The organism is Blastococcus saxobsidens, from assembly GCF_010682065.1.
GTDB lineage: Bacteria > Actinomycetota > Actinomycetes > Mycobacteriales > Geodermatophilaceae > Blastococcus > Blastococcus saxobsidens_B.
This window is the reverse complement of record NZ_JAAGWG010000003.1, coordinates 1-23,226: the sequence shown is the minus strand read 5'-3', so window position 1 is coordinate 23,226 and position 23,226 is coordinate 1. Positions and strand designations below refer to the sequence as shown.

Below are 23,226 nucleotides of genomic sequence, written 5' to 3'. Positions count from 1 at the left end.
CTCGCCATCGTCTACCGAGCTGCTGCCGTCCTGGCCGCGATCATCACCTGGCTACGCACTTAAGAGACATGCCCTAGTGCCCGTGTCGGTGGTGGAGGTCGGGCACATGAGCGTGATCGTGGCGCAGGGGTTCGTGGCGGTGCGGGTGGCTGTGCCGGTCTGGCGTCCCTGCAGCGTGCTCGTGATCTGCGTGATGGTCGTCGTGCGCGTGCTCGTGGATGTGTTCCAGCGGTTCGTGCGCATGGGCGTGATCGTGGTCGGATCGCACGACGAGGGTGATGCCTGCGAGGAGCAGGACCATCGCCACGATCTGCGGGGCGGTGACGGGCTCGGCCAGGAGGGTCCAGGCCAGCAGGACCCCGATGAAGGGAGCGGCGGAGAACACGACCTGGCCGCGGGCGGCCCCGAGGCTGCGCGCGCCGGTCACCCACAGGGTGATGGAGAGGCCGTAGCCGATCATCCCGATGCCCACGGCGAGGATGGCGTCCGACGCGGTGGGGCCAGCGCCGGTAGACAGTCCGATGGCCAGGTTGGCGCTGCCCGCGATCACGCCCTTGATGAAGGTGATGAACGAGGGCGCGAGCCGGTCCACGTTGGCGGTGGCGCAGTTGTCGAGCGCCCAGCACAGGCAGGCCCCGATGACCAGTACGGCACCGAGCCGGATGTCGGGGCTGGTGTTCCAGCTGCTGAGCAGGAGGCCGGCGCTGGTCACCAGGACCGTGGCGGCCGCGACTCGGGGGCCGATGTGCTCGCGGAAGAACCAGCCGGCCAGCAGGACGGTGAAGACCAGCTCCAGGTTGAGCAGCAGCGATGCGCTGGCCGCGGACGTGCGTGCCAGTCCCGCCGCGAGAAGAACCGGGCCCACCGCGCCACCGAGCACGACGGCCACGGCCAGCCGGGAACCGTTGGCGCGCAGCGCCGATGAGGGAGGAAGGCGGCGCAGGTTCTGCGGCGCCACGGCCAGTGCCGCACCGAGGTAGAGGAGGCCGGCGAGGGTCGGTGCGTTCATCTCGCGGGCCAACGGAGCGGCGAGCGGTGTGGAGGCCCCGAACAGCACTGCCGCGGCCATGCACTGGAGCAGCCCCGGAGGGAACCTGGTCATCGGTCCACCGTGGTGCGCCACTCCGAGCGGCGCAGCAGCCGCAGCCCGTTGAGGGCGACCAGGATGGTTGAGCCCTCGTGTCCGGCGACGCCGAGGGGGAGCGGAAGGTGGCCGACCAGGTCCCAGGTCACCAGGACGGCGATCACCGTGCCCGCGATGATCAGGTTCTGCACGACCAGTTGCCGTGCCCGGCGGGACAGTCGGGTGACGGCGGCCAGGGTGCTCAGGTCGTCGCGCACGATGACGGCGTCGGCGCTGGACAGCGCCAGATCGGAGCCGATGCCGCCCATGGCCACGCCGATGTCGGCGGCGGCCAGGGCCGGAGCATCGTTGACGCCGTCTCCGATGAGCAGCACGCGGTGGCCGTCGCGTTGCAGGGCATGGACGGCGGCGACCTTGCCCTCGGGCAGTAGTCCGGCGCGGACGTCGGTGATTCCTACCTGAGCGGCCAGGCTAGCGGCGGCGCGGGGGTTGTCCCCGGTGAGCAGCACCGGTTCGTGGTCGGTCTTGTCCCGGAGCGCCGCGATCGCCTGTGCGGCCTCGGGCCGGGGGCGGTCGGCCAGGGCGAGTACGCCGACCGGCCGGGCGTCGAGGTTGACCACGACGGCGGTGTGGCCTTGGGCTTGCTCGCCTTTCACCATGGCGGTGATCGCCGGCTCGCCGGAGAGAGCAGCCGCGTCCGGCGATCCGACCGTGACCGTCCAGCCGGCGACCGAGGCGGTGACGCCTCGACCCGTCCGGGCACGGAAGTTGGTGGCGGGCAGCAGGTCGATGCCGCGTTCACGAGCGGCGGCGACGATGGCCTGGCCGATCGGGTGCTCGCTGGGGGCCTCGGCGGCGGCGGTCAGAGCGAGCAGGTCGTCCTCTGCGCACGGTCCGCCGGGCAGTGGCCGGACCGCGACGACGGTCGGGGTGCCATGGGTCAGAGTGCCGGTCTTGTCCAGGGCGACCACCGTGGCGGTGCCGAGTCGTTCCATGACGACGGCGGACTTGACCAGTACGCCGTGGCGGCTCGCGTTGGCGATCGCCGACAGCAGCGGCGGCATGGTGGACAGGACGATGGCGCACGGCGAGGCGACGATCATGAACGTCATCGCGCGGAGCAGGGCGCTCTGCAGTTCGGAGCCCAGGAGTAGCGGGATCGTGAAGATCGCGATCGTCGCGACCACGACGCCGATCGAGTAGCGCTGCTCCACCTTCTCGATGAACAGCTGTGTCTGGGCCTTGGTCGCCGATGCCTCCTCGACCATGGTCGCGATCCGCGCCACGACGCTGTCCCGCGCGGGCCGGGTGACCTCGACGGTGAGCGCCCCGGTGCCGTTGCTCGTCCCGGCGAACACCTCGTCGCCGACGGCCTTGTCGACCGGTAGCGGTTCCCCGGTGATCGACGCCTGATCGACCTCGGAGGTCCCGGCCGCGACTCGTCCGTCGGCGGGCACCCGCTCGCCGGGGCGGACCAGCACCCGGTCACCCACGGCCAGGTCGACTGCGGCTACCGGCCGTTCCGCACCGTCGTCGGAGACGAGGTTGGCCTGTTCCGCGGCCAGGTCGGTCAAGCCGCGGACGGCGTCGGCGGTGCGGCGGGTGGCGAATGCCTCCAAGGCGCCGGAGGTGGCGAAGATGACGATGAGCAGTGCGCCGTCGAAGATTTGCCCGATCGCCGCGGCACCGAGCGCGGCGACGATCATCAGCAGGTCGACGTCCAGCGTCTTGTCGCGCAGCGCCTGTAGCCCGGCCCAGGCGGGCTCCCAGCCGCCTACGACGTAACAGGCCAGGTACAGCCCCCAGAAGACCGGCTCGGGGGCGCCGGCCAACTGTGCCGCGCCGCCGAGGAGGAACAGCACCAGCGCGGCGGTAGCCCACCGCACTTCTGGGAGCGACCACAAGACCGAAGGGCGCCGTGTCGGCGCCACAGGCTGTGCAGAGGTGTGAGAGGTCGCTGCTGAAGCCGTCACTCGTCCGAGCGTACCTGCGCAAGTGCGAAGACAGCTAGGCAGGCGATAGCACCGGTATCGTGGGGGCTGTGCATCATGGCATCGAAGGGTTCGACATGCCCGAGACGGACGACGTTCGCCGAGCTGCCGACGCGTTGCGCATGCTGGCCGACCCAACGCGGCTGAACATCCTGTGGGCACTCATGCAGGGCGAGTCGTCCGTCGCGTGCCTCGCCGACCTGGCGGGAACCACCCCGACCGCCGTGAGCCAGCACCTGTCCAAGCTCCGTCTGGCCGGTCTCGTCACCAACCGCCGGGAAGGAACGTTCGTCTTCTACACGCTGGCCGACCACCACATCGGAGAACTCGTCCGTCAGGCGCTCTCCCACGCCGACCACCAGGCGGGCCGGACTGAAGCTCATCAGCAGCCTTCGGCCCACGTTCCGGGCGTGGCCGCGGCACGACCACCTCGCTGATCCGGTGGGGCGCGGTCCGCAACTGACGGCATGGTGAGCCGGTGACCACTGAACGGCCGACGCCGACGCGACCGGTCGATCCCGATGTCGATCTGCATGTTCCCGTGCAGCGGCGTGAACGGACGTGGGACCCGGCCGTGCTGTCCACCATCGCGGCGGGCGGTGCGCTGGGTGCCGAGGCGCGCTACGGCTTGACGGTGGCTCTACCGCACCAGCCGGGGCAGTGGCCGTGGGCGACGTGGCTGGTCAACGTCAGCGGCTGCTTCCTCATCGGGGTGCTGATGGTCGTGATCATCGATGTGATCACGCCGCACCGGCTGGTCCGCCCGTTCATCGGCATCGGCTTCCTCGGTGGGTACACGACCTTCTCCACGGCGATGGTCGACGTCCAGCAGTTGGCGCTGGCCGGACACGGCGCCGTCGCGTTGGGCTACATGGCGGCCACCGTGCTCGCCGCCGTCACTGCGACCGTCCTCGGTGCGCATGCAACGCGCACATGCGTGCGCTGGCGACGGAGTCGGACGCGACCGGCCCGCACCTCGGATGGTCCTCGATGATCGCGCTGTGGGTGGCGCTGGGGGCCGCTGTCGGCGCCCCGGCCCGCTACCTCACCGACCGGGCGGTGCAGACCAGGCACGACAGCGTCTTTCCGTGGGGAACGCTCACCGTGAACGTGGTCGGTTCGTTCATCCTCGGCGTGCTCGCCGCGCTGGGCAGTCACGTCTCCCCGGCGGTCAGCGCCATGGTCGCCGTGGGCTTCTGCGGTGCGCTGACCACCTACAGCACCTTCAGTTACGAGGTGATGCGGCTGCTGGAGGAGCATGCTCGCTTCTACGCCTTGGCCAACGTCCTGGTGAGCCTGCTCGCTGGGTTCGGCGCGGTCGCCCTCGGGTGGTCCGTCGCCTCCTGGCTCGCCTGACCGGCAGCGGTGAGACCCGCCGGTCGGCTCGAACATGTCCTGGCGACATAGCCGATCCGGCACCGATGTGCGTCAGCGTGGCGTCTATGCGGCGTTGATGGACGCACGCCGGCGGGAGACCGTGCGTTTCGTCGTGGCGAGCTGTTCGGCGATGTCGCGAATGGACTTGCCGCGTTCGGTGAGCCGCCGGACGACTTCGTCCTGCTCAGCAACGGTGAGGTGTTCGAGGCGGACGCCGTCGCCAGCGAGGGCGCGTTCGATGGCGATCTCGTCGAGGCCGTCCGTCTCTACAGTCTCAGCGTGGTGTTGGGGGGCTGGGTCGTTTTCGATGTCGTCCCATGCCAAGGGTGGTAGCCAGCCACGATCAGCGGCGAAGGCGCGGGCGGCGTCGGCGGCGGCACGCTGCTCGTCGGTGGACTCCGGTGGGCGCGCGTTCCACAGCTGCTCGTAGACGGCGCTGACCTCCCTCGCGGTCTGCGCGGTGACGGAGTCGCTGAGCATGCTGCGTCGGAGGCTGGCGGAGCTGCGGCCGAGCCTGGCGGCCAGCTCGTCGTGGGCCCACCCGACGGCGATCAGGGCCTGCAGCCGGCGCCGAGTGCCCGTGGCGTCGACTTGACTGCGCGGCGCTCGATTGCCCTGGTCGATCCGAATGCGCAGGATCCGCTGGGCGGTCTCGGGCCGGACCCGCCGGACGCGTGGGTTGCCGTCGCGCCCGGGGTCGGCCAGCTCGCGGACGTGGCTGGTGGAAAGGTCGGCGAGCACGGCGATCTGCTCGACGCCGATGCCGGCGGCGCGGAGAGCTCGAACGTGCTTCCGCACTGGGGCGGCGTCGACGAACGGCCGCCAGCGGCCGAAGGCCTGCGCACGGTGCACCGCACGGCCGGTCGCGGTGTTGGCCGCAGTGCAGTCGATGCAGCGGCAGCGGTCCTTCACATAGGCGACGCGGGTTCCGTGCACGTGCCGAACACGCGGATGAGTGCAGTCCCGCCTCACCCGACCCTGAGCGCGCTGGACACGGCGACGTGCTCGCTCGATGGCATGCCGGTGCTTGGCACAGGAATGGCGGGCGTGGTGGACGTCGGCGAGTGCGTCGCTGGCGTACCTGCCGGTGTAGCCGCAGGCCGGACACGTCCGGGTGACGCTCACGACGTGCTCTGGTCGGTGGCGGCGATGGGCTGTCGAACGTCGATGAGGCCGCGACTGGGCACGCCGGCCCTAGCAAGGACGCCCGCGATCCACTCGGTGCGGAGGCTGCCTGCATCTCCGACGTGGTCGTCGAAGGCCATGGCCGTGAACTGCTGGGCGGTATCGGCCCACTCCCGGTCGGACAGGGGCCGCTCGAGGTGGGCCTCGACGGTGGGCCGGTCGACGTAGGCGATGCTGGCGTATAGGACGTCGGCGAGGTCTGTGAGAAGCCGGTGGGTGTGGCCGCCGTAGCGGTCGACGAGGTCCTGCAGCGCGCCGCGATGAGCAGCAGGTACGTGGGACGGTGTCGGCGCACGGGCTGCCGTCGTCCGACGTCCCCGCTGACCGCACATCCCTGCTCCTGGTGGTGAGTAGTCGCGCTCACCGGGAGAAGGCGCTATTTCGAGCTCTTTGGTGACACCCCGCCGACAATCCGAACGAGGCGGTGCTCGACAGATCCGCCACGAAACTGCCGTCACGGTGAGTCGGTAGCCGGGCTGGCGTGGCCGCACCCGAGGTCGTCGGCAATCTGACGGGCGCAGGCCAGCGGTCGTCGAGTCGGGTTGCGCCGGCTTCTCACCGCTGGTGTTGCTGGGGTCGGGCAAGCAGCCCTGAGGGCAGGGGACGCCCCCCGGATCGCCGGCGCTCGGATGGGCTGGTGGCCCGCGGCGGAGCAGGTCGACGGTGGGGGGCGGGAGCGCGAGAACGCGGTCATCCGGGAGGGTCAGGCGAACAGGTCGACGGTCAGCTGGGTTGCGATGAGACCGGCGACGGTGAGTACCAACCAGGCAAACCAGCGGCGCAGCCGATCCGTAGGGATGTGCGCGCCGACCCGTCCGGCCACCAGGGCAGCCACGACGGCCGCACCGGTGAAAGCCAGAGTGACCGGCACGTCGAGACTCGCCTCTCCCGCGTGCGCGGCGAAGCCGGCGGCGGAGTTGATGGCCACGACAACCAGGGACGTGCCGATGGCGGTGGGCATCGGCAGGCCCAGGGCCAGCACGAGTACCGGGATGATGAGGAAGCCACCACCCACACCGAGCAGGCCGGTGAGGAAGCCGACCACGAGTCCACCCGCCAGGGTGCGTGGCAGGCAGCGTCGCCAGTTCACCCGGCCGCCGTCGATGGCGCACGCGGTACCGGTTGCTGGCTTCTCCTGCAGCATCCGGATCCCGGCGCCGACCATGACCACGGCGAACAGGGCGAGGGTCAGCTCGTCGGGCAGCACCCGGTTGACCGCAGCCCCGGTGAACGCGGTGGCCGCGCCGGCCACGCCGAACAGCAGCCCGATCCGCCAGCTGATCTGCTGTTCGCGCAGTCGGGGTAGCACCGCGACGACCGCGGTGATGCCGACCACCAGCAGCGAGGTGGCGACCGCCTGCTGCAGGTCCTGGCCGGCGAGGTAGACCAACGCCGGCACCGCCAGGATCGAGCCACCTCCGCCCAGCAGCCCGACCAGCGCGCCGATGACCAGGCCGATGCCGATCACGAGGCCGATCATCGGGCTGCTGCCACGGTGGTGGCTGACATCAACGGCGGCCGAGGAGCCTGCCCAGCCAGCTCCCGGACCGCTCGGGGCGGGGGTGGCCCGGGCATCGCTGTGCGCTGGGAACGCGGGCCATGACCTGATCGACGTGCTGGCCGCAGCCGGCCCACGTCGTCTTGCCGCAGGTCTTGCAGGGAACTGCTCGACACATGGTTGGTCTCCTCGTAGTCGGTGGGACGGCCGTCAGATCAGCGGGAGACGGAGTCCGTGTGCAGGCCGACGGCGGCCGCACCGGTGTCGGGGTCGCCGTAGCCGCCGTTGACCAGCACGGGCCGGCGGCCGGTGCGGGCAAGCAGCGAGGCGGCGATGGCGGCGCGGTAGCCCGAGCCGCAGTACACCCAGACGTCACCGTCGGGAACCTCGTCGATGCGGTCGGCAAGCTCGTGGATCGGGATGTGCCGGGAGCCGCGCACGCCGCCGCCGGCGCGTTCGTCGTCGCGGCGCGCGTCGACGACGGTCAGCTGCGGATCGGCGGATATGGCGCTGGCCAGCCCGGAGAAATCGCTGATCGGGTAGGAGGCCGGCTCCTGGCCGGCGCCCAGCTGCTCGGGGCTGCCGATGGCGGCACCGGCGAGCCGGTCGATGCCGATGCGGACCAGCTCGCGGCGGGCGTCAGCCACCTGCTCCTCGTTCTCCCCGATCAGGGTGATCGGTGCGCCCCACGGGATGAGCCAGCCGACGTAGGTGACGAAGTTGGCGACCGCCAACTCGAAGTTCAGCGCACCCGGCAGGTGCCCTGCGGCGAACGCGGTGCGGGTGCGCAGGTCGAGCACCCACTCACCGGCCGCCAGCCGGTCGGCCAACTCCTCGGGGTCGATGAGTCGAGGTGTCGACAGGTCGACCGGCGCCGGGCCGGCGGCGTTGCCCGGCCCCATGTGGCTGTACCAGGCCGGAATCGCGGTGAGGCCGGCGATCAGCTCCTCGACGAAGGACCGCTCGTCCTGCGTCAGCGCCGGGTTCACTGTCACCTGCTCGCCGACCGTGGAGGAGTCGCCGCTGGTCGGGGTGGCCGAGCAGAAGCTGCCGAACCCGTGGGTGGGGAAGACCGGGGTGCCGGCGGGCAGCTCGGCGGCCAGCCGGCGCACCGAGTGGTACTGGGCGTGGGTGAGCTCGTCGGTGTGCTCGGGGCCGACCAGGTCGGTGCGGCCGGTCGAGCCGAAGAGCATGGAGCCTCCGGTGAACACGGCCTGCGCCTCGTCCGCGGCGTCGGTCAGCACGTAGCTGACGTGGTGGTGGGTGTGGCCGGGGGTGTGCAGGACCCGGAGGCGCATCGGGCCGGCCTCGAGGACGTCGCCGTCGGCGGCCGGCACCCGCTCGTAGGCGACGGAGTCACCGGCCGGGACGACGTAGTCCGCACCCACCTGGCCGGACAGCTCGAGGCCCCCGGTCAGGTAGTCGTTGTGCAGGTGGGTCTCCACGACCAGGGCGATGCGGACGGCCCGCTTCTCGGCGAGGGCCAGCACGCGGTCGAAGTCGCGCTGGGGGTCGACCACGACGCCGACACCGTCGACGCTGACCAGGTAGCTGCGGTCGCCGAGTCCGGTGGTCTCGATGATGTCGATCTGCACGGGAGCTCCTTAGTACGGTACGGGGCAGGGGTACCTGTGGGGCAAATGATGAGCGTCGTCAGACGGTGGGACGGCCTTCGGCGATCCACTGCGTCATGCCGCCGTCGAGGTTGGCCACGTCGTAGCCCTGTCCGGCGAGAAACTGTGCGGCTTGCGAGCTGCGCCCGCCACTGCGGCAGACGGTGATGACCGGACGGGCGCGGTCGAGCTCGAAGGCGCGCGCGGACAGCTGGCCCAGCGGGATGTGGGTGCTGCCGGCGATCCGTCCTTCGGTGAGTTCGGCGGCTTCGCGGACGTCGAGGATGACCGCCTCGGTGCGGTCGGCGGCCTGGGCAGGGGTGAACTGGGGGATCTGCGGGTTCAAAGGAACTCCAGGGGGTGGTGGTCAGGCGAGGGAGAGGAACAGGCGCTCGAGCTCGCGTAGGTCGACCTCGCGAGTCTCGCCGTCCTCGTTGGTCGAGCAGTAGCGCATCCCGGTCGAGACGACGGCGAAGCCGGCCTTGCTCAGCGCCTTGGATGCGGCGGCGAGCTGAGTGACGACGGCCGAGCAGTCCCGCCCGTCCTCGATCATGCGGACGATGCCGCCGATCTGGCCCTCGATGCGCTTGAGCCGCTTGACGACGTCGGCGAGTTCGCCCTGGGGGATGTCCACGACGTCCACGATACATACCCCCGGGGGTATACGCCAGGTTCGGAGAGGTATGTGGGCGTCAGGCGCGCGCGGTTGAGGCGGCCCGGCCGTCAGCCGGCACGGCGGCCGAGCCGAGCACGTCGGCCAGGGTGTGGAGGGCGCCCGGGATGACGGCGTAGTACGCCCACACGCCGCGCTTCTCTCGGGTGAGGAAGCCGGCGTCGACGAGCACCTTGCAGTGGTGGGACACCGTCGGCTGGCTGAGGCCCAGCGGGCCGGTCAGGTCGCAGACGCACGCCTCGCCGGTGCTGCTGCCGGCGACCAGCGACAGCAGCCGCAGTCGAGCGGGGTCGGCTAGAGCCTTGAGCGTCTGGGCGAGCGCAGTGGCCGCGTCGACATCCAGGCCACCGGCCAGCGGCGCCGACGCACACGCAGCGACGTCGGTCGGCTGGTCAAGCACGGTCAGGGCCGTCCGAGTTCGACTGCTGTTCACCCGAGCAGTGTGCCTGGGAGATTGACGCCTGTCGATGCCTCGGCCACAGTCATCGACGACGGTCGATGCCTGCCGCGCACCTCGCGCGGCGGTGGACAGCGACCTGTACCGGACAAGAGAGGCTCGCCGAGTTCATGAGTGACACCGTCGCGGAGACCCCGCGGCCGAACACCGACCTTGAGACCCCGGTGATGGCCCGGCTGTCGACGCTGGACCGGTTCCTGCCGGTCTGGATCGTCGCCGCCATGGCTCTTGGTCTGGCACTGGGCCGCTGGGTCCCGGGCCTGGACGACGCACTGTCCGCCGTCGAGGTCGGCAACGTCAGCCTGCCGATCGCGGTCGGCCTGCTGCTGATGATGTACCCGGTGCTGGCCAAGGTCCGGTACTCCGAGCTGGACCGGGTCACCGGCGACCGCAAGCTGCTCCTCGCGAGCCTGGCCCTCAACTGGCTCATCGGCCCGGCGCTGATGTTCGCCCTGGCCTGGGCGCTACTGCCCGACCAGGCGGAGTACCGGACCGGGCTCATCATCGTCGGCCTGGCCCGCTGCATCGCGATGGTGCTGATCTGGAACGACCTGTCCTGCGGCGACCGCGAGGCCGGCGCCGTGCTGGTCGCCATCAACTCGGTGTTCCAGATCGTCGCCTTCGCCGCCCTGGGCTGGTTCTACCTGCAGGTGCTGCCGGGCTGGCTCGGACTGTCCACCACGTCGGCTGACTTCAGCTTCTGGGCAATCGTCGTATCGGTCCTGGTGTTCCTCGGCATCCCACTGGTCGCCGGCTTCTTCACCCGCACGCTGGGCGAGCGGCGGAAGGGCCGCGACTGGTACGAGGGCACGTTCTTGCCCCGCATCGGGCCGGTGGCGCTCTACGGGCTGCTGTTCACGATCGTGACGCTGTTCGCGCTGCAAGGCGACGCCATCTCCTCGAACCCCTGGGACGTCGCCCGCATTGCGCTACCGCTACTGGCCTACTTCTTCCTGATGTTCGGCGGTTCGTTCCTCCTCGGCATGCGGCTGCGACTGGGCTACGCCAAGACCGCGACGCTGGCGTTCACCGCCGCGGGCAACAACTTCGAGCTCGCCATCGCGGTGGCCATCGGCACCTTCGGCGTCACCAGCGGCCAGGCACTGGCCGGGGTCGTCGGCCCGCTGATTGAGGTCCCTGTCCTCGTCGCCCTGGTCTACGTGTCGCTGTGGGCGGCACGGCGCTGGTTCCCCGGCGACCCCACCGTTCCCGCCACCGTTCGGAGTTCACGATGACCGAGAAGTCCCTGCCGGGCCTGCTCACGCCCGAAGCCGCCCTGCACCGGCTGGCCGATGAGCTGGCCGCCCGCTTCACGGGGGTGTTCGCCCGGGAGACCGTCGACAGGTACGTGTTCGAGTCCTACACCGCCCTGCGCCGCACCGCGAAGGTCACCACCCACCTGCCGGCGCTCACTGCCCGGTTCGCCACCGAGCGGCTGACCGCGCTGGCCCAGGCCAAGGGCGCCATCACCACCGACGTGCCCGAGGTGCTGTTCGTCTGCGTGCACAACGCCGGCCGGTCGCAGATGGCCGCCGGCCTGCTGAACGCACACGCCGCCGGACGGGTGCACGTCCGATCCGCCGGCTCGCTGCCGTCGGCCCAGATCGACGACGCGGTGACCGAGGCGATGGCCGAGGTCGGCGTCGACCTCGGTGCGGAGTTCCCCAAGCCGCTGACCGACGACGTCGTGCAGGCCGCCGACGTGGTCATCACGATGGGCTGCGGCGACGCCTGCCCGGTGTACCCCGGCAAGCGGTACCTGGACTGGTCCGTTCGCGACCCCGCCGGGCTGAGCGTCGGGGAGGTCCGCGCGATCCGCACCGACATCGACACCCGGGTCCGTGCCCTGCTGGCCGAGCTCGTTCCCTCCGTCACCCCCAGCTGAAAGGGGCCCTTGCCGTGTCCAAGAAGCCCAGCGTCCTGTTCGTCTGCGTGCACAACGCCGGCCGATCCCAGATGGCCGCCGGCTGGCTCACCCACCTCGCCGGGGACTCCGTCGAGGTGCGGTCAGCCGGCTCACTCCCGGCAGACCAGGTCAACCCCGCCGCGGTGCAGGCGATGGCCGAAGTCGGCATCGACATCTCGACCGCACAGCCCAAGGTGCTGACCACCGAGGCGGTGCAGGCCTCGGACGTGGTCATCACTATGGGCTGCGGCGACGCCTGCCCGATCTTCCCCCGCAAGCGGTACCTGGACTGGGAGCTGGAAGACCCGGCCGGGCAGGGCGTCGACGCCGTCCGCCCGATCCGCGACGACATCGAGGGCCGCATCCGCGGACTGCTGGCCGGGCTCGGCGTGCCGGTCGAGACCGCAGGCTCCGCGCACATCGGCTGATGCACGCCGACCAACCTGCAGCCGAGGGCTCGCCGCAGGGCGGGGCACCGCGCGTGCTGTTCGTGTGCGTGAAGAACGCCGGGAAGTCCCAGATGGCGGCCGGCCTCATGCACGCGGCCGCCGGGGACAGCGTCGAGATCACCTCCGCCGGCACCCGACCCGGCGAGGCGGTCAACCCGCTGTCTGCACAGTCGCTGCTGGAGGTCGGGGTCGACATCACCGACGCCCAGCCCCGCCCGGTCACCGCTGGCCTCATTGCCGCCGCCGACGTGGTCGTCACCCTCGGCACCGAGGCTCGCATCGACGACGACCTGGTCGCCGCAGCCGCGCAGCGGCAGCCGGGGACACGATTCGAGACGTGGGTGACTGACGAGCCCTCGAGCAGAGGCATCGACGGCATCGCGCGGATGCGACTGGTCCGCGACGAGATCGCCGCCCGCGTCGACGACCTACGCGACCGCCTGCTCGCCGCCCCCACCAACTGAGGCGAGCTCACCAGGTCGACGGCCGCGGTGCGCCGCGGCGACGAGCACCGTGCCCAGTGACACCAAGCACGCCAGCGCGGTCAGCGCACCGGTGCGGGACCCGACGACGTCGGTCAGTGCGGCACCGCCGAAGGGAGCCAGCGCCGCGGCCGCGGTGATGGGCGCGGCGAAGGCCCCGGCGAGGGACCCGTAGCGTGCCGACCCCCACTCCTCGGCCACGACCGTGGCCTGAAGCAGCGTGCCGGCCCCGCGGACCGCGCCGACCAGCACGGCCACCGCAATCAGCGCCCACGCCGGTCCCGGCACCGCACCCAGCAGACCGATGGAGGCCGCAGAGGCGGCGACGATGACCACCGCCCGGGTCGCCGGCCCGGTGCGGGCGCTCAGCGGTCCATAGCCGAGACGGCCCAGCAGCTGCCCGGCGCCCAGCAGACCCAGGGTGGTCGCGGCCAGCGAGGCGGACATCCCTCGTTCGGTCAGCAGCGGGATGAGCAACGTGACGCTGGTGGCGTACAGCCCGAACGCGGTCAGCGTCAGGCCACCGGACAGCAGCCAGAACGGCCGGCTGGTGAGCACCGCCCGCACCGCACCGTCGCTGGCCGGAGCCGTGCCGCCGTTCTCACCGGCGCGCTCAGTGAGAGAAGAAGGGTCGGCGGCGGCCGCAGCCCGCGGCCAGGGCCGGCGCAGCCCCATCAGGTGCAGCGGCACGGTCACCACCGCGAGCACAGCGGCAAGTACCAGGAAGGTGCTGCGCCAGCTCAGCTGCTCCAGCAGCAAGCTGGTCAGCGGCGCGAACACGGTGCTCGCCAACCCGGCCACCAGGGTCAGCGCGGTCAACGCCCGCACCCGGTTCGGGCCGTACCAGCCGGTCAGGGCGGCGAACGCCGGCTGGTACAGGGTCGCCGACATCGCGACGCCGGCGACCAGCCACGCCGCGAAGAACCAGTCCAGGCTCGGAGCCAGCGCAACGGCGGCCATGGCCGCCGCCGCCAGCACCGAGCCGGCGGTCATCACCGGACGCGGCCCGAAGCGGTCCAGCCACCGCCCGACCGGTATGCCGGCAAGCGCGGACGCGACCAGCCCAGTGGTGAACGCACCAGTCGTCACTGCGGTCGACCAGCCGGTGTCGGCGGTGATGGTCGTCAGCGCGACGGGGAACGCGTAGTACTGCACGCCCCAGCTGACGACCTGACCCGCCGAGAGCACCGCGACGATGCGCCATCCCAGAAAGTCGTCCCCGGCCGCGGGGGTGCCCGTCGCGGGCCTGCGTGCAGCCGGCGCCAGCTCATCCCGCGGAGTCACCTGGCCAGGCTGCCCGAGCTGCGGGCCCGGCGCCGGGAAGTCAGCCGCAGCACGAGCCGCTCGCCTGGCCACGCACCTCGGTCACGGGCAGCAAGCCTCCGTCGGTGCCGGCAGCCCGGCCACCCGCGACGCCGGTGGCGAAGCCGACCCGTGCCTCACCGTTGGCCCATGCGGCGTGCGCGGCGTCCACCTGAGCCGGAACCTCAGCCGCCGACGCGGTGCCGCAGCAACTGCCGCCGGCCGTGGCCGCGTCGTCGGTGAGCGGGAGGCTCACGGAGCAAACGCCGGTCTCAGGGAGCACCAGCTGCACCTCGTCGGCGGCCGCGTCGTCACCGGAGAGGTGCGCGGCGATGGAGCGGACCTGCTCGTTGCCGGTGGTAATCAGGAATGTCGGCGCCCGCCCGTAGGACTTCATCCCGACCACGTAGAAGCCCGGCTCCTCCGGGTGGGCGAGCTCGCGGTGGCCGTGCGGGGGCACGGTGCCGCAGGAGTGGAAGCCCGGGTCAACCAGCGGGGCTAGCTGGCGAGGAGCGTCCAGGCCGGCGTCGAGGTCGAGGCGGACCTCGCTGAGCATCGCCACATCCGGTCGGAAACCGGTGGCGGCAGCGACGTTGTGGACACCGGTGATGCGCTGCTCACCCCCGGCGGTCTGCCCCACCACGGTCACCGTGCTGTCGCCGGTGAGTTCCAGGCCGGTGATGGAGAACCCGGTGTGGTGCTCGATGGCGCCGGAAACGACCAGCGAGCGCAAGTCGGTGCCCAGCTTGCCGCGGTCGGGCAGCTCATCGGCCCCGCCGCCGCCGAACAGCCGGCGGGCGTCGGTGCCGCGGATCGCCCACACGATCTCGGTGCCGGCCTCCTCGCGGGCCAGCTGCGCCAAGCCCAGCAGCGTGTTGGCCGCCGAGTGACCCATGCCGACCACCAGGGTGCGCCGGCCGGCGAACCGCGCCCGGTCGGCGCCCAGTACGTCGGGCAGCGGGCCGACCAGCACGCCGGCCCCCTCCGCCTCAGCCTCACCGACCGCGGGCAGGCCAGAGGCGCCCAGCGGGTTGCGCTGCCCCCAGGTGCCCGAGGCGTCGATGACCGCGGCGGCGCGCACATCGGTCACCGCGCCGTCGCGGCCCTGCACCCGGACGAGGAAGGGCCGCTGCTCGCGGCCCACGGTGCGCGACTTGTCGAGACCCTCGCGGGTCACCGCCACCACCCGGGCACCGGTACGGACGACGGCCTCGCCGAGGACGTCGGCCAGCGGCTCGAGGTAGCCGCCGACCACCTCGGCGCCGGTCGGCGGAACGTTCCCGGCCGGGCGCGTCCACCCGGTGGGGGCCAGCAGCTTCTCCGCCGTGGGGTCGACGATGTACTGCCACGGCGTGAAGGTGCGGATGTGTCCCCAGGCGCGCATCGCGGCACCGACGTGCTCGCCGGCCTCGAGCACGAGCGGAGTCAGGCCCCGGTCGCAGAGGTGGGCGGCGGCGGCCAGGCCGACGGGGCCGGCGCCGATGACGACGACCGGCAGGCCGGTCTGCTGAACGAGAGTGCTGGCAGGGGTGGGTGTGCTGGTCACAGGAAACGGTCCTCCGGTCGGTGGGTCAGGCGGTCGCGCAGCAGGTGGGGGAGACGCTGCGGCGGGGTCGAGCGATGGTGTCGAGTGCGCGGTCGGCGGCACGGGCCCAGGTGCTCGGGCGGCAGCAGGCGGCCATGGCGGCAAGGCGGGCGGCGCTCGCCTCCCGGCGCAGCTCAGCCGCACGGGTCTCGGCCAGCAGCTCCAGGGCGTAGGCGGCGATCACGGCGGCTCCTTCCTCACTCCCAGCAGTGAGGCCGGGAGGCGACCTGCTGGCGTAAGCGTCCTGCAGCGGTACATTGACTTTCGTCAATACGAAGCACGGTGCCGCACGTATCGACGTATGTCAATGTGTTGCGGCGGCGGGGTGCCAGAGTCGAGGAGAACCGATGACCATTCGTGAGCTACCGGTGCTCGACCAGCCCGAGGTGGTCGCCTGCTGCGCACCTCTGTCCTCGACGGTGCTCAGCGAGCCGGAAGCCGAGACGCTCGCCCGGCAGTTCGCCGCGCTCGCCGACCCGGTGCGTCTGCGGCTGGTGTCGCTGCTGGCCAACGCCGAAGGCGGCGCGGTCTGCGCCTGCGACCTCGTCGAGCCCGCGGGCCGCACGCAGGGCACGGTCAGCTCCCACCTCGGCAAGCTGCGGGAGGCAGGGATCGTCATCAGCGAGAAGCGGGGCCGTAACGTCTGGTATGCCATCGTTCCCGCCGCGCTGGAGAACCTCCGGGGCGCTCTGGCGCAGCGCTGAGAGCGTTTCCGTTGAGCTTCCAGCGAGTAGCGACACCGGGGATCCGAGGTCCGCAGGAAGCCCGGCGTGAGGTCAGGTGCCGACGCTGCGGAGGCCGACCCGGGTGAGAGGTGGGGGCATCCAGTGGATCCTCGGCGCTCACCAGGTTGCTGGGCCGGTGATTGTGACTGGGTGGGAAAGCTGCCATAGGCACTCTTTAAGCACCCAATACTCCCGTAACCAGCCGTCCTGAGCCGTCGCAGCCAACGCTTCGCACCGACTCTGACCTGCGTATTCAGCGCTGTCCAGCGCAGCCCAACGGTCCAGGGTCAAATCGCAGGGTTACTGGTTCAAGTCCAGTCGGGGGAGCCTCCAGGCCTCTGACCAGCTACAACGCCGGTCGGGGGCCTTCGTCGTCCCGAGAGCGGCGGTGCGGTGACCGGTCTTGCCGGGATGGCAGCATGCCTTGTCGGATGCGTCAGCTCCGGCCGGGGCGCCGGCCCTCGGATTCCCGCGAGCGAGCAGCCGCTGCCCGGCGACCGGGCCCCACGAGCAGCGCGCGAAGGGAAGGACGAGGCATGACGATCGGTCCCGGTTCTCCGGCCGCCCAGGACGGCGACCGGCCTCCGGTCACCATCTTCGGCCCCGACTTCCCCTTCGCGTTCGACGACTGGATCACCCATCCGTCCGGCCTCGGTGCGATCCCGCCCGAGCGGCACGGCGAGGAGGTGGCCGTCGTCGGGGCGGGCATCTCCGGTCTGGTCGCGGCGTACGAGCTGATGAAGCTCGGGCTCAAGCCGGTCCTCTACGAGGCCTCGCAGATCGGCGGGCGGCTCCGGTCGGCTCGCTTCGAGGGAGCGCCGGCCGAGATCGTCGCCGAGCTGGGCGGCATGCGCTTCCCGGTGTCCTCGACCGCCTTCTACCGCTACGTCGACCTGCTGGGCCTGGACACCAGGCCGTTCCCCAACCCGCTGACGCCCGCGTCCGGCAGCACCGTCATCGACATCGAGGGCGAGACCCACTACGCCGAGTCCACCGAGGCGCTCCCCCCGCTGTTCCGCGAGGTCGCGGAGGCGTGGGCCGACGCCCTGGGCACCGTCGGCTTCACCGAGATCCAGGACGCCATCCGGGCACGCGACGTCCCGAAGCTGAAGGCCCTGTGGGACGAGCTGGTCCCGCTGTGGGACGACCGCACCTTCTACGACTTCGTGGCGAGCTCCGAGGCGTTCTCGAAGCTGTCGTTCCACCACCGCGAGGTCTTCGGGCAGGTCGGCTTCGGCACCGGCGGCTGGGACTCGGACTTCCCGAACTCGATGCTCGAGATCTTCCGGGTCGTGATGACCAACTGCGACGAGGACCAGCGCTTCGTCGTCGGCGGCGTGGAGCAGGTGCCGTGGGGGCTGTGGAACCACGCGCCCGACCAGCTCGCCCACTGGCCGGCCGGCACGACCCTGGCGAAGCTGCACCGCGGGGGCACCCGGGCCGGCGTCGCCGCGATCACCCGGGACGGCGACGGCAGCTTCGCCGTCACCGACGCCTGGGGGCACACCGCCCGCTACCCCGCGGTGCTCGCCACCTGCCAGAGCTGGCTGCTGACCACGCAGATCGACTGCGACGAGAGCCTCTTCTCGCAGAAGATGTGGACCGCGCTGGACCGCACCCGGTACATGCAGTCGTCCAAGACCTTCGTGATGGTCGACCGGCCGTTCTGGAAGGACAAGGACCCCGAGACCGGCCGCGACGTCATGAGCATGACGCTCACCGACCGGCTGACCCGCGGCACCTACCTCTTCGACCACGGCGACGACCAGCCCGGCGTCATCTGCCTGACGTACTCCTGGATGAGCGACGCGCTGAAGATGCTGCCCTACCCGGTGGACCAGCGGGTCCGGCTGGCGCTCGGGGCGCTGAAGAAGATCTACCCCGACGTGGACATCGCGCAGCACATCATCGGCGACCCGATCACCGTTTCGTGGGAGGCCGACGAGCACTTCCTCGGTGCCTTCAAGGGCGCCCTGCCCGGGCACTACCGGTACAACCAGCGGATGTACGCGCACTTCGTCCAGGACGACCTCCCCGCCGAGCAGCGGGGGATCTTCCTGGCCGGTGACGACGTGTCGTGGACCCCGGCCTGGGTGGAGGGGGCGGTGCAGACGTCGCTCAACGCGGTCTGGGGCATCATGCGGCACTTCGGCGGCCGCACCCATGCCGACAACCCCGGGCCCGGTGACGTGTTCGCCGAGCTCGGCCCGATCGTGCTGCCGGACTAGGGGGCGGCCGTGCGCATCGCCCTCACCCAGTGCGGGTCCCGGCCACTGGACCCCGACGGGAACCTGGCGCGCCTGGCGGATGCGCTGGTCGCGGCGCGGGAACGCGGCGCGGACCTGCTGTTGACCCCGGAGATGTTCCTGACCGGGTACGCCATCGGCCCGGACGCGGTGGACCGGCTCGCCCAGCCGCGCGATGGCGAGTGGGCGCGGGCGGTCTCCGACCTGGCCCGGTCCAGCGGGGTCGCCGTCCTGTACGGCTATCCCGAGCGCGGAGCCGACGCCGTCCACAACTCCGTCCAGCTGGTGGGCGCCGACGGCGCACCGCTGGCCGGATACCGGAAGACGCACCTGTTCGGCGACCTCGACCGGTCGCAGTTCGCCCCGTCCGACGACGTGCCCCCGGTGGTCGAGATCGGCGGCTGGCAGTGCGGGCTGCTGATCTGCTACGACGTCGAGTTCCCGGAGACCGCCCGTGGGCTCGCGCTGGCGGGCGTCGACGTCGTCCTGGCACCGACGGCGAACATGGTCGCCTACGACGTGGTCGCGACCACGCTCGTGCCGGCGCGGGCCTACGAGAACCAGCTGTACGTCGCCTACGCCAACTACTCCGGCACGGAGGCCGGCCTGGAGTACGGCGGGCTCAGCTGCGTCGTGGGGCCCGACGGCCGGGACCTGGCCCGGGCCGGCCGCGGCGAGGAGCTCCTCGTGGCCGATCTGGACCGCGACGTGCTGGCGGCGTCCCGCCGGGACACCACCTACCTGCGGGACCGGCGGCCCGGGCTCTACCGGTCGCTGGCCGAGGGCGGGCCGCCGCCGGGAACCCTGCCGTAGGACCGGCGCGAGAGCTGTTCGAGGCGTCGGCATCGGGCCATCGGATCGTGCATGACAGTTCCGCGACGATGGCGCTGCCGGTGTCCCGGCCCGCCGCGGGGGACATTCCGCGGAGGTGGCAGACGTGAGTTCGAGCGCGGCGGAATCGACGACCGGCGGCCGCGGGCCGACCCGGGGTCGCGCCGCGCTGGCCGGCATCGCCTCGGTGGCCGTCGCCCTCGGCGTCGCCGAGCTGGCCGCCGGGCTGATCCCGCGGGTCCCCTCGCTGGTCATCTCGGTGGGGGACACCGTCATCGACAGCGTGCCCGGGTGGCTGGAGCGCTGGGCCATCGCGACCCTCGGCACCGCGGACAAGCCGGTGCTCCTGGGCAGCATCGTGGTCGTCTCGCTCCTCCTGGGCGCCGCCCTCGGCGTGCTCGCCCGCCGGCGGTTCGTCCTCGCCGCGGCAGGCATCGCCCTGTTCGCCGCGCTGGGGACGGCGGCCGCGCTGGCCGACGACCGCAACCCCGTCCTGCTGACCCTGCTCGTCGGGGTGCTCGGCGCCGCCGCGGGCATCGGCGTGCTGTACCTGCTGGCCCGGGCCGTGCACGGCTCGGCGGCCCCGTCCGGCCCGGCGGAGGACGCGACGCCGATGAGCGACCTGGACCGCCGCCGCTTCCTGGCGGTCACCGCGGGCACCACGCTCCTCGGCGTCCTGGCCGGCGTCGGCGGCTACCTGCTCTCCGGCCGGGAGCGGCTGGACGACCTGCGCGCCGCCATCCGGCTGCCCACGCCCGTGCGGCGGGCCGGGCCCGTCCCGCCCGAGGCCGACCTCGAGATCCCGGGACTCACGCCGCTGTTCACCCCCAACGAGGACTTCTACCGGATCGACACGGCCCTGCGGGTGCCCGTCGTAGAGCCCGACACCTGGCGGCTCGAGGTGCGCGGCATGGTCGACGAGCCCTTCACGCTCACCTATGCCGAGCTGATGGAGCTGCCGCAGATCGAGGCCGACGTGACGCTGGCCTGCGTCTCCAACGAGGTCGGCGGCGACCTGGTCGGCAACGCGCGCTGGCAGGGGGTGCCGCTCAAGGCGCTGCTGGACCGGGCCGGGCTGCAGCGCGGGGCCACCCAGCTCGTCGGCCGCTCCGTCGACGGCTTCACCGCCGGCTTCCCGGTGCTGACCGCCCTCGACGTCGAGGAGGCGATGGTGGCGGTCGCGATGAACGGCGAGCCGCTGCCGGCCGACCACGGCTTCCCCGCCCGCCTGGTGGTGCCGGGCCTGTACGGGTACGTCTCGGCGACCAAGTGGCTCTCGGCCATCGAGCTCACCGACTGGGACGTCGACGGCTACTGGATCCCGCGCGGCTGGGCCAAGGAGGGCCCGGTCAAGACGCAGGCGCGCATCGACGTCCCGCGCGCCGGAGCCCCGGTCGCCGCCGGACGGCGCCCGATCGCCGGCGTCGCGTGGGCGCCGACCCGGGGCATCGAGCGGGTGGAGGTCCGCATCGACGACGGGCCGTGGCAGGAGGCCGAGCTCGCCGAGTCCCTCGACGTCGACTGCTGGCGCCAGTGGTACCTGCCGTGGGAGGCGACCGAGGGCCGGCACCGCATCGCGGCCCGGGCCACCGACGGACGCGGTGAGGTGCAGACCGACCAGCGGACCCCCGTCGCGCCCGACGGCGCCTCCGGCTACCCGGTCGTCGAGGTCGTCGTCGGGACCTGAGCGATCGGCCGGGCCGCCCTCCCGGCCGGACGATGTGTCGATGCCGTGACACCGAGGCGCCGGCGTGCGGTCGATGCCCGGCGGCCGGGGTAGGGGGGCCCGTGGCACTCCTGCTCGCATTCGCCGTGCTGCTGTTCGTCGCCGTCCTCTTCTCGGGCCTGGCGAACCGCACCGTGCTGTCCACCGCCGTCCTCTTCCTGCTCGCCGGGTTCGTGCTCGGCGACGGCGTGACGGGCGTGCTGACCTTCGAGCCGGGCGACGAGATCGTCGTCGGCCTGGCCGAGCTGGCCCTGTTCTCCGTGCTCTACACCGACGGCATGCGGGTCGGCTTCTCCGACCTCCGCAACGCCTGGCGGCTGCCCGGCCGCGCGCTGGTGCTCGGCATGCCCCTGACCTTCGCGGTCACCGCGGTGCTGGCGTACTACGTGGCCGGCCTGTCGTGGACCCAGGCGATGCTGGTCGGTGCCGTGCTGGCGCCCACCGATCCGGTGTTCGCCTCGGCCATCGTCGGCCGCGCGGAGGTGCCCGGGCGGCTGCGGTCGCTGCTCAACGTGGAGAGCGGCCTCAACGACGGCCTGGCGCTGCCCGTCGTCCTGGTGCTGCTCTCGGTGCTCTCCCAGGACGAGGTGGACTACGCGTCGCTGGGCGGTGAGCTGGCGCTCGGGATCGCGGTCGGCTTCGCCCTCCCGGCGGTGGCGGTGCTCCTGATCCGCAGCCGCTTCACCTCGGCCACACCGCTGTACGCCGCGCTGGGCGGGCTGTCCATCGGGCTGATGGTCCTGGGCGTCGCCCAGCTGACGCACGCCAACCTGTTCCTCGCCGCCTTCACCGCGGGCATCACGATCGCCAGCTTCGCGCCCGACGTCGAGGAGTCCTTCTCCGAGTTCGGCGAGCTGGTCACCGAGCTGCTCAAGCTCGCCGCGATCCTGGTCTTCGGCGCGCTGATCTCGCCGGCCTTCCTGGGGGAGATCCCGCTGGCCGGCTACCTGTTCGCGGTGCTGGCGCTGGTGCTCGCCCGGCCGCTGGCCATCGTCGTCGCCCTGGCGCGCAGCCCCCTGCCGGCCGCCGAGCGTGCCGTCGCGGCGTGGTTCGGCCCCAAGGGCTTCGCCTCGGTGGTCTACGGGCTGCTCATCCTGGACGCGGGGGTGCCGGGTGCCGACGCCATGTTCCACCTGGTCGCCCTGGTCATCTTCGCCTCGATCCTGGCGCACTCCTCGACGGACGTGCCCATCGCGCACGCCTTCGCCCGCGCCCAGGCGCGGCGCGAGTCCGAGGGTCCCGGTGCGGCCGGCGGAGACCCGCTCGGCGTCGAGCCGGTGACGGCGCCCCCGCCGGGCCGCCCCGGAACCGGCGACGGGTGACCGACCGGCGGTGATGCGACGGGCCGCCGACCGGTCACCCCGGCAGGGGAGCGGGGGCGGTGCCGTGCTCCGGGAGCTCCCGGCCCGGCCACCGGGTGCCGCCCGTGGAAGGACCGTGTGCACCATGGTTAGGTGTGCCTGGCCTACGTCCAGGCCCCGTTCCACTGGAGGACCCCGTGACCAGGCCCCGCCGGGCTATCGCCGGACTCGTCTCGACCCTGGGGGCCGCCGTCGCCCTCTCCGGCTGCGGCTCGGACGCCGACACGCTCACCGTCTACAGCGCTCAGCACGAGAGCCTGGTCCGAACGATGCTGGAGGACTTCACCGAGGAGACCGACATCGAGCTGGAGTTCCGCGACGCGAACGACTCCGAGCTGGCCAACCAGATCGTGCAGGAGGGCGACGCCTCGCCGGCCGACGTCTTCCTCACCGAGAACAGCCCCTCCATCGACGTCGTCGACGAGGCCGGGCTGCTCGCCCCGCTGGACCAGGCAACCCTCGACCAGGTCGGCGAGGCCTACCGGCCGTCGTCGGGCAACTGGGTCGGGTTCGCCGCCCGCACCACGGCGCTGATCTACAACCCCGCGGAGATCGGCGAGGACGAGCTCCCCGCCTCGATGCTCGACCTGGCCGACCCGGCCTGGGAGGGGCGGGTCGGCATCGCCGCCGGCGGCGCGGACTTCCAGGCGATCGTCAGCGCAGTCCTCGCGCTCGAGGGCGAGGACGCGACCCGCGAGTGGCTGGCCGGGCTGCAGCGCAACGCCGAGATCTACG

25 protein-coding genes are annotated in these 23,226 nt (G+C 72.0%); 13 read left to right on the top strand and 12 right to left on the bottom strand.

The window, feature by feature from the left end; translation table 11 throughout:
- Positions 1-73: 73 nt before the first annotated feature.
- Entirely contained in the window at positions 74-1,102 is a 1,029-nt protein-coding gene (locus GCU60_RS03130; protein ID WP_163202188.1) for a DMT family transporter, read from the bottom strand.
- Entirely contained in the window at positions 1,099-2,946 is a 1,848-nt protein-coding gene (locus tag GCU60_RS03125; protein WP_345770358.1) for a heavy metal translocating P-type ATPase, read from the bottom strand. The genes GCU60_RS03130 and GCU60_RS03125 overlap by 4 nt, the downstream gene beginning before the upstream one ends.
- A 179-nt stretch (positions 2,947-3,125) precedes the next feature.
- On the opposite strand from GCU60_RS03125, the gene GCU60_RS03120 reads away from it, so the two are divergent.
- From GCU60_RS03120 to crcB, 3 genes are all read left to right on the top strand, one after another.
- Entirely contained in the window at positions 3,126-3,512 is a 387-nt protein-coding gene (locus GCU60_RS03120; RefSeq protein WP_345770357.1) for an ArsR/SmtB family transcription factor, read from the top strand.
- 137 nt (positions 3,513-3,649) lie between these two features.
- Entirely contained in the window at positions 3,650-4,069 is a 420-nt protein-coding gene (locus GCU60_RS03115; RefSeq protein ID WP_345770356.1) for a fluoride efflux transporter FluC, read from the top strand.
- Positions 4,066-4,431: a fluoride efflux transporter CrcB gene (crcB, locus tag GCU60_RS03110; protein WP_163202185.1), complete on the top strand. Its 366-nt coding sequence runs from the start codon at positions 4,066-4,068 to the stop codon at positions 4,429-4,431. Before GCU60_RS03115 ends, crcB begins: the two co-directional genes overlap by 4 nt.
- 84 nt (positions 4,432-4,515) lie before the next feature.
- Here crcB and GCU60_RS03105 read toward each other — a convergent pair whose 3' ends face one another.
- From GCU60_RS03105 to GCU60_RS03075, 7 genes are all read right to left on the bottom strand, one after another.
- Entirely contained in the window at positions 4,516-5,388 is an 873-nt protein-coding gene (locus GCU60_RS03105; RefSeq protein WP_239520371.1) for a helix-turn-helix domain containing protein, read from the bottom strand.
- A gap of 185 nt (positions 5,389-5,573) precedes the next feature.
- Complete coding sequence (locus GCU60_RS03100; protein WP_163202183.1) at positions 5,574-5,969, bottom strand: hypothetical protein; 396 nt, start codon at positions 5,967-5,969, stop codon at positions 5,574-5,576.
- 371 nt (positions 5,970-6,340) lie between these two features.
- A complete protein-coding gene (locus GCU60_RS03095) occupies positions 6,341-7,117 on the bottom strand; it encodes a sulfite exporter TauE/SafE family protein (protein ID WP_163202182.1) in 777 nt (258 codons plus the stop codon).
- A gap of 233 nt (positions 7,118-7,350) precedes the next feature.
- Positions 7,351-8,730 (bottom strand): rhodanese-like domain-containing protein, encoded by a 1,380-nt coding sequence (locus GCU60_RS20880; protein ID WP_163202181.1) that lies wholly within the window; start codon positions 8,728-8,730, stop codon positions 7,351-7,353.
- A gap of 58 nt (positions 8,731-8,788) precedes the next feature.
- On the bottom strand, positions 8,789-9,094 hold the full coding sequence (locus tag GCU60_RS03085) for a rhodanese-like domain-containing protein (protein ID WP_163202180.1): 306 nt from the start codon (positions 9,092-9,094) through the stop codon (positions 8,789-8,791).
- Between the two features lie 21 nt (positions 9,095-9,115).
- Entirely contained in the window at positions 9,116-9,382 is a 267-nt protein-coding gene (locus GCU60_RS20875) for a metal-sensitive transcriptional regulator (protein WP_091984694.1), read from the bottom strand.
- A gap of 58 nt (positions 9,383-9,440) precedes the next feature.
- Entirely contained in the window at positions 9,441-9,854 is a 414-nt protein-coding gene (locus GCU60_RS03075; protein WP_163202179.1) for a metalloregulator ArsR/SmtB family transcription factor, read from the bottom strand.
- A gap of 134 nt (positions 9,855-9,988) precedes the next feature.
- On the opposite strand from GCU60_RS03075, the gene arsB reads away from it, so the two are divergent.
- Genes arsB through GCU60_RS03055 form a run of 4 tightly spaced genes read left to right on the top strand, consistent with a single transcriptional unit; the run spans position 9,989 to position 12,697 of the window.
- Positions 9,989-11,113, top strand: a complete 1,125-nt coding sequence (arsB, locus tag GCU60_RS03070; RefSeq protein WP_163202178.1) for an ACR3 family arsenite efflux transporter — start codon at positions 9,989-9,991, stop codon at positions 11,111-11,113.
- The gene (locus GCU60_RS03065; protein ID WP_163202177.1) at positions 11,110-11,763 is read left to right on the top strand and encodes an arsenate reductase ArsC; all 654 of its coding nucleotides are present in this window, start codon (positions 11,110-11,112) and stop codon (positions 11,761-11,763) included. The genes arsB and GCU60_RS03065 overlap by 4 nt, the downstream gene beginning before the upstream one ends.
- Before the next feature lie 14 nt (positions 11,764-11,777).
- Positions 11,778-12,212 (top strand): arsenate reductase ArsC, encoded by a 435-nt coding sequence (locus GCU60_RS03060; protein WP_163202176.1) that lies wholly within the window; start codon positions 11,778-11,780, stop codon positions 12,210-12,212.
- A gap of 53 nt (positions 12,213-12,265) precedes the next feature.
- On the top strand, positions 12,266-12,697 hold the full coding sequence (locus GCU60_RS03055) for a low molecular weight phosphatase family protein (protein WP_345770355.1): 432 nt from the start codon (positions 12,266-12,268) through the stop codon (positions 12,695-12,697).
- Here the strand turns inward: GCU60_RS03055 and GCU60_RS03050 are convergent.
- Genes GCU60_RS03050 through GCU60_RS03040 form a run of 3 tightly spaced genes read right to left on the bottom strand, consistent with a single transcriptional unit; the run spans position 12,662 to position 15,786 of the window.
- On the bottom strand, positions 12,662-13,999 hold the full coding sequence (locus GCU60_RS03050) for an MFS transporter (RefSeq protein ID WP_163202174.1): 1,338 nt from the start codon (positions 13,997-13,999) through the stop codon (positions 12,662-12,664). The two genes, GCU60_RS03055 and GCU60_RS03050, sit on opposite strands and share 36 nt — an antisense overlap.
- Before the next feature lie 40 nt (positions 14,000-14,039).
- Positions 14,040-15,563: an FAD-dependent oxidoreductase gene (locus GCU60_RS03045; protein ID WP_163202173.1), complete on the bottom strand. Its 1,524-nt coding sequence runs from the start codon at positions 15,561-15,563 to the stop codon at positions 14,040-14,042.
- Positions 15,564-15,588: 25 nt separating this feature from the next.
- On the bottom strand, positions 15,589-15,786 hold the full coding sequence (locus GCU60_RS03040; RefSeq protein WP_163202172.1) for a hypothetical protein: 198 nt from the start codon (positions 15,784-15,786) through the stop codon (positions 15,589-15,591).
- 163 nt (positions 15,787-15,949) lie between these two features.
- On the opposite strand from GCU60_RS03040, the gene GCU60_RS03035 reads away from it, so the two are divergent.
- The 6 genes from GCU60_RS03035 to GCU60_RS03010 form a co-directional block, all read left to right on the top strand.
- Positions 15,950-16,306: an ArsR/SmtB family transcription factor gene (locus GCU60_RS03035; protein WP_163202171.1), complete on the top strand. Its 357-nt coding sequence runs from the start codon at positions 15,950-15,952 to the stop codon at positions 16,304-16,306.
- A gap of 557 nt (positions 16,307-16,863) precedes the next feature.
- The gene (locus GCU60_RS03030; RefSeq protein ID WP_163202170.1) at positions 16,864-18,555 is read left to right on the top strand and encodes a flavin monoamine oxidase family protein; all 1,692 of its coding nucleotides are present in this window, start codon (positions 16,864-16,866) and stop codon (positions 18,553-18,555) included.
- A gap of 9 nt (positions 18,556-18,564) precedes the next feature.
- Complete coding sequence (locus tag GCU60_RS03025; RefSeq protein WP_163202169.1) at positions 18,565-19,386, top strand: nitrilase-related carbon-nitrogen hydrolase; 822 nt, start codon at positions 18,565-18,567, stop codon at positions 19,384-19,386.
- Between the two features lie 124 nt (positions 19,387-19,510).
- On the top strand, positions 19,511-21,091 hold the full coding sequence (locus tag GCU60_RS20055) for a molybdopterin-dependent oxidoreductase (RefSeq protein ID WP_163202168.1): 1,581 nt from the start codon (positions 19,511-19,513) through the stop codon (positions 21,089-21,091).
- Between the two features lie 101 nt (positions 21,092-21,192).
- A complete protein-coding gene (locus tag GCU60_RS03015) occupies positions 21,193-22,452 on the top strand; it encodes a cation:proton antiporter (RefSeq protein ID WP_345770354.1) in 1,260 nt (419 codons plus the stop codon).
- Positions 22,453-22,628: 176 nt separating this feature from the next.
- A partial coding sequence (locus GCU60_RS03010) for an extracellular solute-binding protein (RefSeq protein ID WP_163202166.1) occupies positions 22,629-23,226 on the top strand: 598 nt, incomplete at its 3' end.